The following is a 16,620-nucleotide window of genomic DNA, read 5'->3' as shown; positions in this document are numbered from 1 at the left end:
GTTAGCGGCTGAGATACCGCGGCGGTATGACGTAGGACTGCTGTCATCCCAGTGCTTGACACTGGGATGGCTTTGTTGCATCGCTCTTCGGATAGTAGGTAACGCACAATAAATTTATGAAGCTATCTCAAATTTAGCCATACCAATATCAGTGAACTTATTGAGCAAATAGCATTTAGTTCCTTCTCTCTATTTGTCTCAGATTTATTCCTAAAACTAAACCCGAATGTTTGTTTCAGTCGCGAGAAAAAACTTTCTATATAAGATCTTTTTCCATAACTCATCTCTTTTTTCCACTTCTTTATACCATCTTCATCATATGACTTTATGAGCTTGACTGCAGAATTTCTCTCAGCCATATAGTCTAACTTTGGATGCTCTGCTGCGTTGTTTTTCGGAGGAATTTTCGTTTTTATACCATATTGATTACACAGCTTATAGAGCTTTTCTCTGTCATATGCCCTATCTGCATATAGTACTTTTATGACATACTGAAAATCGACTTCTTTTAGCAAATCACAAGCTCCATAGTGATCAGCCGTTACTGTATTTTACAGCTATGGCTTTTTTGCTGTTTGTATTCAACATTACATGCAATTTTCTTGTCTGTTCATAGCTGCGATACTTTCTATCTTCGCTATTTTCTTTGCTATGACCAGGAGTGTTGTTGTATATACTAATTCCTGTACTGTCTATAGCAATTTCGATATCTTCCATATTATTTTCTGCAATCATTGATCTTAATATTGAGTTTCTTAAACCTTCTTGATGATTGTGAATAGCTGATAACTTGCAAATTTTTCCCAATTTGCTCAAGGTATCCTGCTATAAACCCAACTGTTTGCCTCAGGCCTATTCTAAATAAACAAGTTATTATGTGCACCAAAATTACAACTTTATCGCTATAAATATTGTTGCCACCTGGTATTTTTGGACCATTCTCGTACCACTTTTCTATGGCTTCGTTGATATAATGAAAAATATTTCCTCTTTTTTCTAGAAATTTGTTATATTCGCTATGGTTACTGACCCTCATTTTTTGTGGCATATTTTTTCTTTCAAGGTTAAATGGCTATTTTATAATGAATTTTGTCAGTAGCCACCAGATTTTTTCAGTTGCTATGCAACAAAGCCCACTGGGATCCAGTTGAGCTATTTCAACAAAAATACTGCATTTGAGATGAACGTTTATTCTTACCAGACTTATTTATAAATATAACAATTAAAGTCTGGATTCCAGCGTCAAGCACTGGAATAATATCGTTTACTATGTCTATATTACAATATTTGTGCAGTTGTGTGTCAACTACTTTTGTGGCACTGTTTGTTATTCAATCTTTATGCTAGTTTTACTAAAAATTATAGTATTTTAGGTATAATTGCAATATCTAAATTTAAGGTATAGAGATGAACCCTAGGAAAGTTTTTAATATTCTTTTTATAGTATTATTTATTTCTTTTTCTCATGTTGGGAGTGCTGCCGCTGACACTAATACTGATACAACTGCTCAAGTATAGCTCTTTTTACAATAATCCGAACAGACCGTAATATGCTACTGGCCTGCTATAGCCATAAACACATATCTTATCGCATTCGGACTATTATAAGAAAGGCTATAATATGTAACATTATTGGCTACGTTTGGGGAATAGGCGGACCGCTTATGACCGTAGTGATAATAGGTGCAGCTTTGCTTGCGATATTTGGTAGAATGCCATGGCCAGCTCTTTTTGCACTCGGTATATTTTGTGCTGTATTTTTCGGTGCTAAAACTATCGTCATAAAAGTAATGGGTGGTATAGGCGGCACTGGAAATACTTCTTTGATGGACCAATGCGGAACAGGAGACACAAAAAAGAACTATTTTTTTCTAAAACAGACCTGATGCACGGCTTCAACTATATCTTCCACTTGCGGTAATGCTTTTTTTTCTAGATTTGCAGCGTAAGGTAAGGGGATGTCCTTGCCAGTTACACGTACAACTGGAGCATCAAGGTAGTCAAATCCTTGTTCCATAACAACGGCTGACAGCTCTGCTCCTATTCCTGCAAATGGCCATCCTTCTTCTACACTAACTAACCTATTAGTCTTCTGAATAGAGTTAATAACAGTTTGAGTGTCAAGTGGTCTTAAGGTTCTGAGGTCAATAACTTCAGCTTCTATACCTTCACTCGAAAGTAAATCTGCTGCATTTAAGGCATCCATTAATTTTAATGAAAAAGCAGTGATAGTTACATCCTTTCCTTCCCGTATAACAGCAGCTTTGCCTATCTCAAGTAGATAATCTTTGTTTGATAGCTCAGAGTCAGAAACTTCATGCTCATGTCCATAAGCTATTTCGTTTTCTAGAAATATTACCGGATTAGGGTCACGAATTGCAGCTTTAAGCAGACCTCTGCAATCGGAGGCAAAATAGGGTGCTATTACTTTTAACCCCGGTATATGCGAATACCAAGCTGCAAAGCATTGAGAATGTTGTGCAGCAACTCTTGCTGCAGCGCCATTTGGTCCACGAAATACTATAGGGCATCCAAGTTGTCCGCCTGACATATAATTTGTTTTTGCTGCGGAATTCACAATTTGGTCAATAGCTTGCATAGAAAAATTAAAAGTCATAAACTCAACGATTGGCTTTAATCCAGCAAATGCCGCTCCAACAGCAAGGCCAGCAAATCCATGTTCGGTAATAGGCGTATCAACTACTCTGTTTTCTCCAAACTCTTTCAGTAATCCTTTCGTTACTTTATAAGCACCATCATACTCTGCAACTTCTTCACCCATGATAAGCACATCAGAGTCGTTTTGCATTTCTTCTCTAATTGCTGTGCATAAAGCTTCTCTTACACTTAAGGTTGCCATTTATAAACTTTTATAGACTTTAACTAAAGTAACTATATCAGAATTACTGGGGGTAAGTAAAGTGTACAAATTAAGTTTTACAAACATCATGACCAACTCATTCCAAAAAAAAATCTTCTCACGCTTGCTGGTTTTGGTTGCTAAAAATGATTGTATTGCTTGTGTTTTTAATAATATATACTGCTAAGTTAATAATAATTCACTTGGGAATAACAGAAAAATACATGATAATTTTATATTTCAAATAGAATAAAATCCTTTTTATTGATACTGTCTTTTTTTGTAAAAAACATTCCTAACTTTTCCACCACTTTTTCTGGCTAAGGTCAGTATAACTTTTGCTTGAAATAACTGTTTATATGGTGCAATTTACAGCTTTTAGTTGCTAAAATTATAACTCTTAATTTAATAATTTTAATCCAATAAGCTTTCAGGTTAATAAAATTAAATTATTTGAGTAAATGCAATACCATGTCTTTATTTGTGGGTAATAATAAGAATAACGAAGGTTGGCTCAGCTACACTTCTATAATTTCAATTTTTATGTTTACCGTATAAAAGAAGTTTCTTCTATCTGTGTCTTCGCGTTTGAAACTAACTTTATTCTATCTCTTTCTTGTTCTGGACTTAACCTGTGAAGCGCGTAACTGAAATCTTCCTCACTCACTATAAGCCGTCTTTGCGCACCAGCGCTAATTTTTGCTTCATTCACTAATTGCTCTAACTCAGCCCCAGAATAGCCTTCAGTCTTGTCTGCAATGTCTTGGAGGCTTAGCTTTTCATCAGTTTTTGTACCTCGCATATAAAGTGCCAATATCTTTTGTCTCACCTCTATGTTTGGATTAGGGACATAAACCTTCTGACCTAAACGTCCAGGTCTAATAAGTGCTGGATCTATACCACCGATAAGGTTAGTTGCACCAATTACTATTATATCTTTTCTGCTCTTAAATCCATCTATTTCAGTTAACAACTGTGTTAAACTCTCTCGACAATGGTAAGCTGAGTTATTAGCGGTACTTCTTTTTTGAGCAACTGCATCTATTTCATCTATAAAGACTATACAAGGAGAATATTTTTTTGCTATTTTAAAAAGCTCGCGTACAGCATGTGCACCATGACCAATATATACTCCAATAAGTTCAGGACCTGAGATGCTTATGAAATTCATATTTGATTCACCTGCAATTGCACGAGCGATAAGTGTTTTACCATTTCCAGGAGGGCCATATAATATGTAACCTCTTAGTGAATTAATACTTTTATTTCCAAACAGCTTGCGCATTTCTTCTGTCATTTGGTCACAGCAAATCATCTGCAACCGTTGTTTTAAGGAATCATCAATTATAGCATCAGCAAATGTTATTCTTTTATCATCTGAATTAGCTAATTCTATCGATATAGGCAGCTCTACTTCCTTTAGTTTGCTGAATACTTGATCATATACAAACCAAACAATAAAAAGGAGAACGACAAGTAACACACAAGGCATAGCTTCACTAACATAATGTGCAGCTAACTCATACCCTTTACTAAGCAACATTGTATGCATATAGGCAAACAAAAAAGCGATAGAGACAATAGTTGCCACGCATAGTAAACAGATTGAAATTCTTTTTAGTAATTCTGAAATTTCAATTTTTTTCATCTTAATACCTTATACCAATTTTAAACTAAGAATAATTTTATCTAGCTTACCTATTTTAGCTTGATTAGAGCGTTCAGAAAAATTATCAAGTACGTACTTTAATTTATTAAATACTAAAAACAATATATCACCATATTGTCACATACATCTTTAAAGTTTACCAAATTCATTTTCAAAAAACAAGATTTTATTATTAACCCGAATTCTGGATTAGATTTTAGGTAAATTATTGAAAGTCTTGAATTTTACTAAATTAGTAACTAGTCTTAAAATGCTTACTGCTTTATCGTAAATGCTAAAACAATAAGCTATTGATATTCTTGTTTTTCTGTATTTGTCTTTTAAGGAAAATTTTAACCAGGTTGAGGTGAGTTTTTTGAACCATACGCGTCAAGTTAAGAGATTGTGAGCAAATTTAGAGAGGTTAAAGTGGATACTCTAGCCCTTCTACGTTTGTCTTTTAATGAAAATCGCGACCAAGTTATAGTGAGTTTTTTAAGAAATGCTTTTAAACTATTAATTTTGGTTAATACTAAAAATAACTCTCTAACCCGCCTTTTTAGCTCAATAAATGCCTTTGTTAAGCTAAGTTCTGTATTCTTTTTCACTTCTGTGCAACCAACTATGCCGTGAAATATAAGAATTGCGCACAATTTAGCATATAGTTCACATAATACTCTGCATGGCTTTCCTTTTAGCTTATCAAGCCTGATATGGCTTTTATACAATTTAAATAATAACTCAATTTGCCACCTTACTCTGTAAATCGTTAATACTTGCTCAGCACTAATTTTATTTTCTGGAACATTAGTTATAAATATTGACCAGTTCAACAATTTTTGATTTCTTTTAGAGGATCTGCGATCTTGCTAATCTATTAGCTTTCCTTCTTCTGCCCATAGACTGTTCTTCAGTTAGTTTCTGACATATAATTCTTACTCTAATTTTTGCTTCTTTTCCTAACAATACCTCGTTTTCTAAAAATAACTTATCCTCTCAACATTCTAATAACTCCATTTTTTGATTTGTTTCTACATCATATATGTTGGTATCGACGACTTATGAAATAAGCTCCTATTTCATTGATTTGTTTAAAAGAACTTGGCACAAAATAACCGAGATCAGATATTAGCAAATCATTGCTTAATATATTACTTAAATGTTTCCTATATCCCTGGTCTGATCTTACCCCCTCCGTTAAATTAAGTTGGTCTATTATCTGATTCATGTAGTCGAAAACTAATTGTAACTTTATTCCAGACTTAGTATTGCTTTCATAGCCACTGTAGCTAGTACCATAACCTTTATACATCTCTTCCATACTGTTAGGTAGAGTAATATAGCTACTGTCCAATAATTTAACACTATTAAATTGCTGTAAGATTTTGCAATCAACTTGCAAGATATTTTTAAAGAGAATCACAGATTCATTATACATCCTTTTCATAAATTCCACTGCTTCTTCAGTAAATCTAAAATCCAAACCTTGTTTTGTTATATCTATCGAGTCCTCGTTTAGTAATTGACACATTGTTTCTACGCTACAATTATCAACTCCTATATTACCCAAGACCATGGCTTTTACGAATGATGAACCTTTTAGCTTTCTCTTTCTTTTTATAAACCTTGTTGTAATTGAGATTTTCTCTGCTTTTTCATTAAAAAATTCTTTGAGCTTTTTTGATAAGCAAGTTATTTTATTCATTGGTTCTCTCACTAAAAGTATATCTGGGAGAACTTATACCTTATTATTCTATCTCTTTCATACCTTTATTTCCTTAACTTGACGCGTATGGTTAATTGATAGGCTGCCTTTTTATGAAATTCCAGATGATCCAAATGCTCCGCTTTCTTGGAATTAGTAATGTAATTTTTGCTAGACCAACCGATTCCAAGAAAAATTATTCTCACGCTTGCTGGTTTTGGGTGCTGGAAATGGTTATATTGTTTAGGTTTTTAACAGTATATATTGCTAAATTAGTAGCAATATATTAAAGACTTTCATCAAAAATTATTCCATAAAAAATTTCTAAATAGGGGTTGATAAGTTTTAAAAATGGAGTATTGTACTGAGTAGGAAAATAGTTTTTTTTATATAGTTTATGAAAGATCAAACGAGCCTTACAACGGATTTTACGCATGCTATAGAAAATGACGACTTTAAACGGTTGGAGGAATATATTGATCAACATATTGATAAATATAATGTTAATCGTGAACTTTTAGATAAGTTGCCTTTGCTGTCCTGGGCTGCCTGTAAAAATAGTGTAAATGTAGCTCAACTTCTTCTTAGTATTGGTGCTGATATTGACATTAGATGTGACCAAAATTGGACACCTCTACACTATGCTGTTAGTGCAGGTCAATACGATATGGTTAGATTTCTTGTTGATCAAGGTGCCAGCATTTTAGCTAAGGATAATAATGTTAAGACACCTTTACGCATAGTAAATGAGCTTGGTAACACAGAAGTAGCAAACTTTTTGAGAGCAAAGCTAGATAAATATTTATTTTCTGCTATAGAAAGAAAAGATATTAGAAAGGTTAGTGATTTTCTTGATGGAGGTGCTAATATTGAGGCTAAAGGTATAAACAATCAAACGCCTTTGTGTGTAGCTTCTTGTAAGGGTAATTTGTATGTCCTTAAACTTCTTCTCAGTAGAAATGCTAAGGTTAACGTTCAAGATGATAGTAGAAAAACACCTTTACATTATGCTGCTAGGGAAGGTCATTCAGATGTAGCTGAACTTCTTCTTGGCCGTGGTACTATGATTGATGCTGAAGACTGTTTTGGTATGGCTCCTCTACACTATGCTGCTTACCACAATAGAAAAAATATGGTTAGCTTTCTTATAAAACAAGATGCCAAAATTGAGGCCGTGGATAAAGAAGCTAAAACACCTTTACATTATGCTGCTGGGAAAGGTCATTTAGATGTAGCTGAACTTCTTCTTGACCGTGGTGCTATAATTGATGCTGAAGACCGTTTTGGTATGACTCCTCTACACTATGCTGCTTGCTACAATAGAGAGGATGTGGTTAGCTTTCTTATAAGCCGAGATGCTAAAGTTGAGGCCATGGATGAAGAAGATAAAACACCTTTACATTATGCTGCTGGGGAAGGTCATTTAGATGCAGCTAAACTTCTTCTTGACCATGATTCTATAATTAATGCTAAAGACCGTTTGGGTATAGCTCCTCTACACTATGCTGCTTACTACAATAGAGAGGGTATGGTTAGCTTTCTTATAAGCCAAGGTGCTAAAGTTGAGGCCATGGATGAAAAAGCTAGAACACCTTTACATTATGCTGCTAGGGAAGGTCATTTAGATGTAGCTAAACTTCTTCTTGAATGTGATGCTATAATTGATGCTAAGGACTGTTATGATCGGGATCCTTTATATTATGCTGATTCGTATAAAAAATTAGATGTAGTTAGACTGCTTGAAGGTAGGAATGGTGTGAACACTTGTAACCCTCTTACTAATTTTTTAAGTGCATGTATCCATTCCCCTATTGCTCGTTACTTCGGAAGTGTTTGCGTAGAAGGAGCGCCAATTTTATACAGAAGGCAACGTGCCTCTGCAATTGATCACAATGCTTTGGAAGGTAGTTTACGACTCTTCAGTATCTGTAAAGGAGGAAGAGAAGGTATAGATAAAACACGTTTCAATAAAGAGATTAGTTATCTACATGAAAATGCTTATTTGTATGATGTTTTACTGTTACAAGATGAGGAAAATCAAAACACACTTTTGCATGTGGTTATTAAAGAAAATCAGGTTGATCTTGTAAAAGAACTTTTGTGTATTCTTAAGGAGCCATATCGTTCGAATAAGGTGTATGAGTGCAAGTATTTTGAAGGTAAGCAAGAAAATGAAAAGCCGCTTTCTAAAGTTATTAATTCTAAGGATAAAGACGGAAAAGATGCGTGCGCCAAGAGAAGCGTTTAGAACACAGTTGGTGAAAATCCGACTTAGGCAAAGTCTAGCCAATAGCCTAAAACGAACCATTATGCTGCGTAAGGTAACGAACGTAGTAAAGCTAATGGAACGGACAATACAGGGTGCAACGAAAGTGAAGGTATTGAGTCCCGAAATTTCCGACATCATAGAGGTCGACATTGTGCATTTTAGTGGAAGACAGCATGAAGGATAACGATAAGGCAAGTTATCACTCACTCTATCGGGATCTAAGGCCGTATCATGTATTGAGATGGGTTCTAAATGAACTTGGGAGATCCTTTGTATTCCTATTTAGGTACGTTAGAACAAGCCAACAAAGGCGAGGACTGACGAAAGATACAAAGGAAGTCGGACTGATTGATAATACTCAGAGTGTGGGAAAGCCACATACAAGGGGAAGCGATCAGCAATATAGCAACTGGGATAGGGATTGCAAGACTAATACAACAGAGATTGGAGGAATATGCAAAAGAAACTAAACCAGATAGCGATAAGAACAAAGCGAGACAAGCGGTTAAAATTTACATCGCTGGTGCATCTAATTAATGCAGAAAATCTAGCGGAGTGTTATAAGGAACTAAAACGCAACAAGGCTTGCGGTATAGACCAGGTGACAGTAGAAGCTTACGGAGAAAGCCTCGATGAGAAGCTTAAAACTCTAATAGATAGTATGAAGAGAAAGCAATATCAACCGCAACCGGTAAAAAGGGTATATATACCAAAAGCCGGAAGCAAAGAGAAACGCGGACTTGGAATACCATCGACAGAGGATAAGCTGGTGCAGATAATGCTAAAGAAGATATTGGAAAATATCTATGAAGCAAATTTCCTAGACCAATCATACGGGTTTCGACCTGATAGAAGCTGCCACCAAGCGGTTAAAGCATTAAATAAAACAGTTATGTACAAACCAACAAACTATATTGTGGAAGTGGACATAAAGAGGTTCTACGATAATATTCAGCATAAATGGCTAATTAGGTGCTTAAAGGAAAGAATATCTGACCCAAATTTATTGTGGTTAGTAAAGAAATTCCTTAAAGCTGGAGTCATGGAAGCTGGATATTATAAAGCAACCACACAAGGAGCACCTCAAGGAGGAATAGTAAGCCCAGTATTAGCCAATATATATTTACACTATGTGCTAGATCTATGGTTTGAAAAGAAAGTAAAACCCAAATCTAAAGGATATATGGAGCTAGTCAGGTACGCAGATGACCTTGTGGTGTGCTGTGAAAATGAGGAAGATGCTAAGGAATTTCTAGGATCACTGAAACAGAGATTAGCCAAGTTTGGTTTGGAAATATCTGAAAACAAAACGAGGATAGTAAAGTTTGGCAAGAAAGGATGGTACCAAGCAAAGAGAGAAAAGAAGAAAATGGAAAGTTTCAACTTTCTAGGATTTACGCACTACTGTGCAAAAAGTCGTAATGGCAGGCTAATTATGGGGCATAAAACCTCAAAAATAAACCTAGCTAGGAAACTTAAAGAAATCAAAGAATGGTTGAAAACGACACGTAACCGGATTTGTCTCAAAGATTGGTGGCAAATACTAAAAGCTAAACTAAGAGGGCACTATAACTACTTCGGGATTAGTGGAAATTACCGATGGCTCAGTAAGTTTGAGTGGGCGGTAAATAAGCTAACGTTTAAGTGGATAAACCGTCGTAGTCAGAAAAAGAGTATGACTTGGGAACAATTCATGAACTACAAACAAGTCAATCCACTACCAAAGCCAAAAATATGTTTTTCTTTATATATAGGAGGTATATCGTGAACGCTATTATTGTGGAGCCGTGTGCGGGAAAACTGCAAGCACGGTTCTTATGGGGGAGTCATAATAATAAAACTCAAACAAGGGGGATAGGACTATGACTTCTACCAACCAATTACTCTGGCTATTGAAGGTAACATACGCGTCAAGTTAAGGAAATAAAGGTATGAAAGAGATAGAATAATAAGGTATAAGTTCTCCCAGATATACTTTTAGTGAGAGAACCAATGAATAAAATAACTTGCTTATCAAAAAAGCTCAAAGAATTTTTTAATGAAAAAGCAGAGAAAATCTCAATTACAACAAGGTTTATAAAAAGAAAGAGAAAGCTAAAAGGTTCATCATTCGTAAAAGCCATGGTCTTGGGTAATATAGGAGTTGATAATTGTAGCGTAGAAACAATGTGTCAATTACTAAACGAGGACTCGATAGATATAACAAAACAAGGTTTGGATTTTAGATTTACTGAAGAAGCAGTGGAATTTATGAAAAGGATGTATAATGAATCTGTGATTCTCTTTAAAAATATCTTGCAAGTTGATTGCAAAATCTTACAGCAATTTAATAGTGTTAAATTATTGGACAGTAGCTATATTACTCTACCTAACAGTATGGAAGAGATGTATAAAGGTTATGGTACTAGCTACAGTGGCTATGAAAGCAATACTAAGTCTGGAATAAAGTTACAATTAGTTTTCGACTACATGAATCAGATAATAGACCAACTTAATTTAACGGAGGGGGTAAGATCAGACCAGGGATATAGGAAACATTTAAGTAATATATTAAGCAATGATTTGCTAATATCTGATCTCGGTTATTTTGTGCCAAGTTCTTTTAAACAAATCAATGAAATAGGAGCTTATTTCATAAGTCGTCGATACCAACATATATGATGTAGAAACAAATCAAAAAATGGAGTTATTAGAATGTTGAGAGGATAAGTTATTTTTAGAAAACGAGGTATTGTTAGGAAAAGAAGCAAAAATTAGAGTAAGAATTATATGTCAGAAACTAACTGAAGAACAGTCTATGGGCAGAAGAAGGAAAGCTAATAGATTAGCAAGATCGCAGATCCTCTAAAAGAAATCAAAAATTGTTGAACTGGTCAATATTTATAACTAATGTTCCAGAAAATAAAATTAGTGCTGAGCAAGTATTAACGATTTACAGAGTAAGGTGGCAAATTGAGTTATTATTTAAATTGTATAAAAGCCATATCAGGCTTGATAAGCTAAAAGGAAAGCCATGCAGAGTATTATGTGAACTATATGCTAAATTGTGCGCAATTCTTATATTTCACGGCATAGTTGGTTGCACAGAAGTGAAAAAGAATACAGAACTTAGCTTAACAAAGGCATTTATTGAGCTAAAAAGGCGGGTTAGAGAGTTATTTTTAGTATTAACCAAAATTAATAGTTTAAAAGCATTTCTTAAAAAACTCACTATAACTTGGTCGCGATTTTCATTAAAAGACAAACGTAGAAGGGCTAGAGTATCCACTTTATAGCCTTTCTTATAATAGTCCGAATGCGATAAGATATGTGTTTATGGCTATAGCAGGCCAGTAGCATATTACGGTCTGTTCGGATTATTGTAAAAAGAGCTATAACCTCTCTAAATTTGCTCACAATCTCTTAACTTGACGCGTATGATTGAAGGTAATGACCCAGAATGTATTTCGGCTCTTTTCAAGTATTTAACTTATGAAAATATTAACAGAAGGAAAGATGTTAAAAGCGATTACACACCTCTACATAAAGCTGTGCGTTCTAGAAGTAGTAACGCAATTAGTGCGCTTCTAAAATCAGAGCATGTAAACGTTGAGCTCATAGATGGAAGATCTTATAGAGCATGGAAATATGTTAATAATGAAGAAACAAAACAATTGTTTATTAGGTACTATAGTGATAAAATTGATGATTTGCGTAAAGAATTAGCACATTGCAATGAAAAATTAGCGCAAGTCGAGTATTTCCTGTGCAGAACAAAACTTGCTTTTGTATGCTCTGCAGCTTTTGGCTCTTGTCTTAATATGTATAAAAATTTTCATGATGCAAGAAGTGGAGATATGCCAGGTGTTACCATTCATCCTCTCTTGTTGTTATTTTCTAGTGTTACAGGTCTAATAGTGTTGTGTAATCATTTTATCGATTTAACACTTTCAAAGTATAAAGAAGAAAGTGTTAGCTTGCAAAAAAAATTGGACAGTTTTAGAGAAGCAAGAGATAAGTTGGAAAATAAATTACTTCATTTTCAAGAAGGTACATCTCAGGGTATTAGGACGAATTCAATTTCTACGCAACTATCTGATTATGATGACGTACCTGGAACATTAGAATCACCTACCTCTATAAAGAGCTTTGAAAGCTCAGCAAAGGTATCCGTTTATAACCTGCCTAAGGAATTTAAGTAGCCTAATTTAGTAAGTACATAGAAGTAATCATATTAAAGAAGATATTGGTTTTTGAAGTAAGAGGAGAAAGCTCACAATCTTTGCTCATGTGTCTAAATTGGAGAACCAAGAGAAAGTTTGTTCCACAATAGAGATGTTCAAAAAAGTGTGTCAAATCAAAAAGAAAGTAATAAATTGATATAAAAAGGTGAAATAGAAAACCACTTATTGGCTGAAAGTGAAGAAAATAATAGAAAAAATGGGAGAAATGCAAAGGCTTTACGTACAAGTGCAGATTCATTTGAACTTTTAACACCAAGAGATAGAGAAGGAACCCCAAATAGTCAAAAAAAGGCAAATAAATTTACATCCAGGGCTTGAAACGAAGATTTTAAGCACATTTGCAAGACCAATCGATTTCCAAAAAAATCTTCTCATGCTAGCTGGTTTTTATTGCTGAAAGTGGTTGTATTATTTAGGTTCTTAGTAATATTTAATATTAAATTAATAGTAATTCATTAAAAATTTTCATCAAAAATTATTTCAAAAAAATTTTAAATTAGGGGTTGACAAGTTTTAAAAGTGGAGTACTATTCCTGAAATACATTAGATTACTAATTTTTTATGGTATGTAAGTGTGTGATGGCTAAGGTAATTTTACTTTTGTGAGCGGGCTATGTTATGTGAGGGCATTCCAGAATTCTTGTTTGAGGGAAGATGGTCCTTTCTGTGTTGCTTGAGGAAAGAAAAAAGCTCAGGGTAAGAGTGGCTTGTTATAGTGTGATTGCTTAGTTAAGTTAGGTAAGTTTTTATAAATGTGGAGGGACAAATGACTTTAAACAATGATGATTTATTAGTTAGTGCTGCAGGAGCAGGACGCCTTAGTGACGTTAGAGAACTTCTTGAGAAAGGGGCTAATATTGAAGCTAGAGATAGTGATGGTTACACATCTTTGCATAGGGCTGCTGAAGGAGGTCATTTAGAGATAATTAGATTTCTTATAGATAAGGGGGCTAACATTGGAGCTAAAAATAAGGATGGTGGAAAACCTTTAGATGTAGCAAATACCTCTCGTCAGTCAGAAGTAGTAAACTTTTTAGGACCAAAGCAAAGTGAGTATGATAGACTTTTATTTGCTGCTGTAGAAAGTGGGAATGTTAGTGAAGTTACAAATCTTCTCAATATTGGAGCTAGTATTGAAGTTAAAGGTGTAGAAAATGCGGAGTTTAGGTTAGCCCGTTATGTAAAAAGAATTATGGAGATGAGTAATTACCATAATGTTCATTCGGAAAAAAATCTGAGCTTGAAAGGATAAAAGGAGAATTACCAGAGTCAGTAAAGAATGCAGTATTTTCATCGGAGGTATGTATTAAAAGTGTTTACTATAGTAATGAGTATTTATATCCTGCTAGTGATTATCTTAGCCATGATAGGGATAGAAGGAGAGTATTTACTTGGAGGCCAGGGGGCAAAGATAGTTCATGTCAATGGAAATTTGAACCTGAAGGTAACAACATATATATAAAAAGCACTTATTTTAATGAGTATTTATATCCTGCTAGTGATTATCTTAGCCATGATAGGGATAGAAGGAGAGTATTTACTTGGAGGCCAGGGGCAAAGATAGTCCATGTCAATGGAAAATTGAGGATTGTGGATCTACTCGCAAGAAGCGTGATGTACAATATAGTATTACAAAAGAAGCTAAGTGTGATCTATCTTATGATAATGCATCAGACAATTCATCGCAAAGTGACGAAATAGGCTATAACAAAATAGGAGCTACAAGCGGAGCAAGTAAGCCGTCTTCATGGATAGATGCTGTTAAAGGTGTTTTTCAGTTTATCTCTTCCCCTTTAAGGGCTGCGTTGCCTTTATTTTCAGAAAATAGCTCTAGCCGTTCTGGTACAGCAGGAAGTAGCTCCAATCATTCTGATACAGTAAGAAACCCAAATATCCAATATACTAGCCAATTTAGTCGTGAAGTTTGTGCGAGTAATAATGCTAGCTTGATGTTTTTCTTGTTACAAGCTTTTCTAGATAAAAAGTGTCCTCTTCCTAAGTTTTCTGATGTTAATCCTGTAAAGGCTCTTTTTTACACATCGGATATTATAAAGTCGTTCAAGGAAGTATTAGAGAAGCAAGCTGAATCGAAAGGTGGTATAAAAATGCACCGCTTAGATATTAATTTTGAGAAATTATTTGAGAAGATTAATGAAAAAATTAGGAGTGGTGAATTTAATGAAATTTCAGGGATTTTAAAATCATACGCAGAGGAAGCATTGCCTGGTAGAGAACCAGGAGATCCCGGTAGATTAAGTCCGAAAAAGTTTGATAAGTTTATGGCTGAATTTAATAGAAGAATAGACCCAGTAATAAATCAATTAATGCAACAAATGTTAAGCAGATTAGAAGTGAGTGACGTAAAAGAACAACAAATAAGCTTGGAGCCTAAAAGTTATCTAAATAATACTTCTGTTCAATGTCATTTAACTCAAGCTAGAGGTCAAGGTAAAGTATTAATTCCTTAATTTTTGAATTTCATCTATCGAAAGGCCGGTAATTTGAGCGATAACATCAATAGAGACACCGGCCTTAAGTGAGTTCTTTGCCACTTCGATTTTCTCTGCTTTTCTGCCTTTTTCATGTTCGATTTGGATGCCTTCTTCTTTACCTTCTTCTCTACCTTTTTCAGTAGCATCATCAAGTTTTTGAGCGAGGACAGCCTGTTCATCAAGAGTACGTTTTATTTCCTGTTCATAGGCAATAAATTCTTTTTCTGACCAGTTGAATCTATTTAGCTCTTCATAGGCCTTTTTAATTATTACATCACTACCTATTATTTTTTCCAGCTCTTCTTCACTAGTCTCATCTGCATATCGAAAAAAATAAACCCATTTTTCAACTATATTTTCCAACTGATCTTCCTTATTCTTTGGAAATTTTGGCAACTCAATAAATATAAAATAGAAATCTTTTAGATCATGCTCATTAGTGTCTTCATCTCGAATAGTATGCTTTGATTTGTACTCAGATTTATTAGGAAACAGTACACAATCTGCTATAGCAATGAAGATAATTTCCTTAAGGTTATGATACTGGTCACCTTTATCAGCTTGCCTTGAGTAAGCTTTAGCAGCATAGTATTGGGCACGTTTTTCAAAGCCTTTAGTTTTAGCGACCTGCATTTCGCAAATGTATTGAGCACCTGTAGAATCTCTACAGAGAACATCAACAATACTTTGCTTTTTAGCGGCGATATCGGGGTCTTGAATAGTACTTAAAAACTCTATATCCTTTATTTCATTTTTACCAGTAAAGCCAAGAATATCATTGAGGAAGTGAATAAGGATATCTCTATTTTTTTCAGTACCGAAGATACGCTTAAACGATACATCATTTTTGGGATCAAGAAACTTAGAAAAAGTCATAAGAAAGAACCTTAAAAAGCATTAATAATTATACACAATTCTGAAGAAATGTTCAAGTTTTTTATTTTTTTAAGTTTTGAATGCGTTGATGAAAAAAATGTCTCCCATAGATGGCTTTAGAATGCTACTACGCACCTTAGACGTCCTTTTGTACATCTTTTATTAACCCTTCTATAAAGCGCCTTAAAAGGCTGGCAAATGGATGCTATGAGTTTGGAGCTGTAGGAGACATCAAAGATACCCTTTTTGGTGTATAAAAATACGAATCTACGACAACATCGTTTAAAGAAATTAGCAGCTATTAATATCTTCTACCTTTTCATAAAAAAATAAACAAAAAAAAATTGAAAATTTGATTTGACTTCACCCAAAAGCTATGGCTTTATGCCAATACTGCTAAGAAAATAACAGTAAACATTTAAAAATAATTTATTATTAGTGAAGGATATATTATATGAACAATAAGAATAAAAGTAAAGATCGTAAAAAAGAAATAGAGTTCCGAATTGACCTTACCCAGAAAAAGTGGAGAGAAAGAAAGGAGTTT

At 34.4% G+C, this 16,620-nt stretch carries 14 protein-coding genes and 3 pseudogenes; 9 read left to right on the top strand and 8 right to left on the bottom strand.

The features are described 5' to 3' along the window. Positions 1-122: 122 nt before the first annotated feature. The 3 genes from AAGD87_RS04940 to AAGD87_RS04930 are packed head-to-tail and all read right to left on the bottom strand — an operon-like array spanning position 123 to position 1,048. Positions 123-515, bottom strand: a complete 393-nt coding sequence (locus AAGD87_RS04940; protein WP_182309185.1) for a transposase — start codon at positions 513-515, stop codon at positions 123-125. A 19-nt stretch (positions 516-534) separates the two neighbouring features. Continuing rightward, complete coding sequence (locus tag AAGD87_RS04935) at positions 535-735, bottom strand: hypothetical protein (RefSeq protein WP_010082383.1); 201 nt, start codon at positions 733-735, stop codon at positions 535-537. Then, positions 719-1,048 carry a transposase gene (locus AAGD87_RS04930; RefSeq protein ID WP_007548762.1) on the bottom strand — a complete coding sequence of 110 codons (330 nt, stop codon included), beginning with the start codon at positions 1,046-1,048 and terminating at the stop codon, positions 719-721. The genes AAGD87_RS04935 and AAGD87_RS04930 overlap by 17 nt, the downstream gene beginning before the upstream one ends. Before the next feature lie 502 nt (positions 1,049-1,550). On the opposite strand from AAGD87_RS04930, the gene AAGD87_RS04925 reads away from it, so the two are divergent. Next, complete coding sequence (locus AAGD87_RS04925; RefSeq protein ID WP_341817450.1) at positions 1,551-1,886, top strand: TrbC/VirB2 family protein; 336 nt, start codon at positions 1,551-1,553, stop codon at positions 1,884-1,886. Here AAGD87_RS04925 and AAGD87_RS04920 read toward each other — a convergent pair. The 3 genes and pseudogenes from AAGD87_RS04920 to AAGD87_RS04910 form a co-directional block, all read right to left on the bottom strand. Next, positions 1,862-2,860, bottom strand: a complete 999-nt coding sequence (locus tag AAGD87_RS04920; protein WP_012673123.1) for a pyruvate dehydrogenase complex E1 component subunit beta — start codon at positions 2,858-2,860, stop codon at positions 1,862-1,864. The two genes, AAGD87_RS04925 and AAGD87_RS04920, sit on opposite strands and share 25 nt — an antisense overlap. Positions 2,861-3,407: 547 nt before the next feature. Next, a complete protein-coding gene (locus AAGD87_RS04915; protein ID WP_138264985.1) occupies positions 3,408-4,508 on the bottom strand; it encodes an ATP-binding protein in 1,101 nt (366 codons plus the stop codon). Positions 4,509-4,903: 395 nt separating this feature from the next. Continuing rightward, positions 4,904-6,213: pseudogene (locus tag AAGD87_RS04910) on the bottom strand (IS4 family transposase). 397 nt (positions 6,214-6,610) lie between these two features. On the opposite strand from AAGD87_RS04910, the gene AAGD87_RS04905 reads away from it, so the two are divergent. From AAGD87_RS04905 to AAGD87_RS04890, 4 genes and pseudogenes are all read left to right on the top strand, one after another. Then, positions 6,611-8,461 (top strand): ankyrin repeat domain-containing protein, encoded by a 1,851-nt coding sequence (locus tag AAGD87_RS04905; protein ID WP_341817449.1) that lies wholly within the window; start codon positions 6,611-6,613, stop codon positions 8,459-8,461. A 369-nt stretch (positions 8,462-8,830) separates the two neighbouring features. Next, entirely contained in the window at positions 8,831-9,019 is a 189-nt protein-coding gene (locus AAGD87_RS04900; RefSeq protein ID WP_226080281.1) for a hypothetical protein, read from the top strand. Beyond that, entirely contained in the window at positions 9,006-10,250 is a 1,245-nt protein-coding gene (gene ltrA, locus AAGD87_RS04895; protein ID WP_341817448.1) for a group II intron reverse transcriptase/maturase, read from the top strand. The genes AAGD87_RS04900 and ltrA overlap by 14 nt, the downstream gene beginning before the upstream one ends. 224 nt (positions 10,251-10,474) lie before the next feature. After that, positions 10,475-11,757: pseudogene (locus AAGD87_RS04890) on the top strand (IS4 family transposase). Here AAGD87_RS04890 and AAGD87_RS04885 read toward each other — a convergent pair. Further along, complete coding sequence (locus AAGD87_RS04885) at positions 11,738-11,878, bottom strand: hypothetical protein (RefSeq protein WP_182309233.1); 141 nt, start codon at positions 11,876-11,878, stop codon at positions 11,738-11,740. The pseudogene AAGD87_RS04890 and the gene AAGD87_RS04885 sit on opposite strands and share 20 nt — an antisense overlap. 20 nt (positions 11,879-11,898) lie before the next feature. Here AAGD87_RS04885 and AAGD87_RS04880 point away from each other — a divergent pair, with 20 nt between their 5' ends. From AAGD87_RS04880 to AAGD87_RS04865, 4 genes and pseudogenes are all read left to right on the top strand, one after another. Continuing rightward, positions 11,899-12,663, top strand: a complete 765-nt coding sequence (locus AAGD87_RS04880; RefSeq protein ID WP_341817447.1) for a hypothetical protein — start codon at positions 11,899-11,901, stop codon at positions 12,661-12,663. Positions 12,664-12,846: 183 nt separating this feature from the next. Beyond that, positions 12,847-13,066: pseudogene (locus AAGD87_RS04875) on the top strand (transposase); the annotation flags it as partial. Between the two features lie 405 nt (positions 13,067-13,471). Continuing rightward, positions 13,472-13,957 (top strand): ankyrin repeat domain-containing protein, encoded by a 486-nt coding sequence (locus tag AAGD87_RS04870; protein ID WP_015589130.1) that lies wholly within the window; start codon positions 13,472-13,474, stop codon positions 13,955-13,957. 289 nt (positions 13,958-14,246) lie between these two features. Continuing rightward, complete coding sequence (locus AAGD87_RS04865) at positions 14,247-15,173, top strand: hypothetical protein (protein ID WP_341817446.1); 927 nt, start codon at positions 14,247-14,249, stop codon at positions 15,171-15,173. Here the strand turns inward: AAGD87_RS04865 and AAGD87_RS04860 are convergent. Further along, positions 15,162-16,073, bottom strand: a complete 912-nt coding sequence (locus tag AAGD87_RS04860) for an Rpn family recombination-promoting nuclease/putative transposase (protein ID WP_341817445.1) — start codon at positions 16,071-16,073, stop codon at positions 15,162-15,164. The genes AAGD87_RS04865 and AAGD87_RS04860 overlap by 12 nt on opposite strands. Between the last annotated feature and the right edge of the window lie 547 nt (positions 16,074-16,620).

The sequence above is a fragment of the Wolbachia endosymbiont (group A) of Pherbina coryleti genome, assembly GCF_964026875.1.
In the GTDB taxonomy this organism is placed as follows: Bacteria; Pseudomonadota; Alphaproteobacteria; order Rickettsiales; family Anaplasmataceae; genus Wolbachia; species Wolbachia pipientis.
Note: the sequence above shows the minus strand (reverse complement) of the source record. Positions and strands in the feature narration are given on the sequence as shown.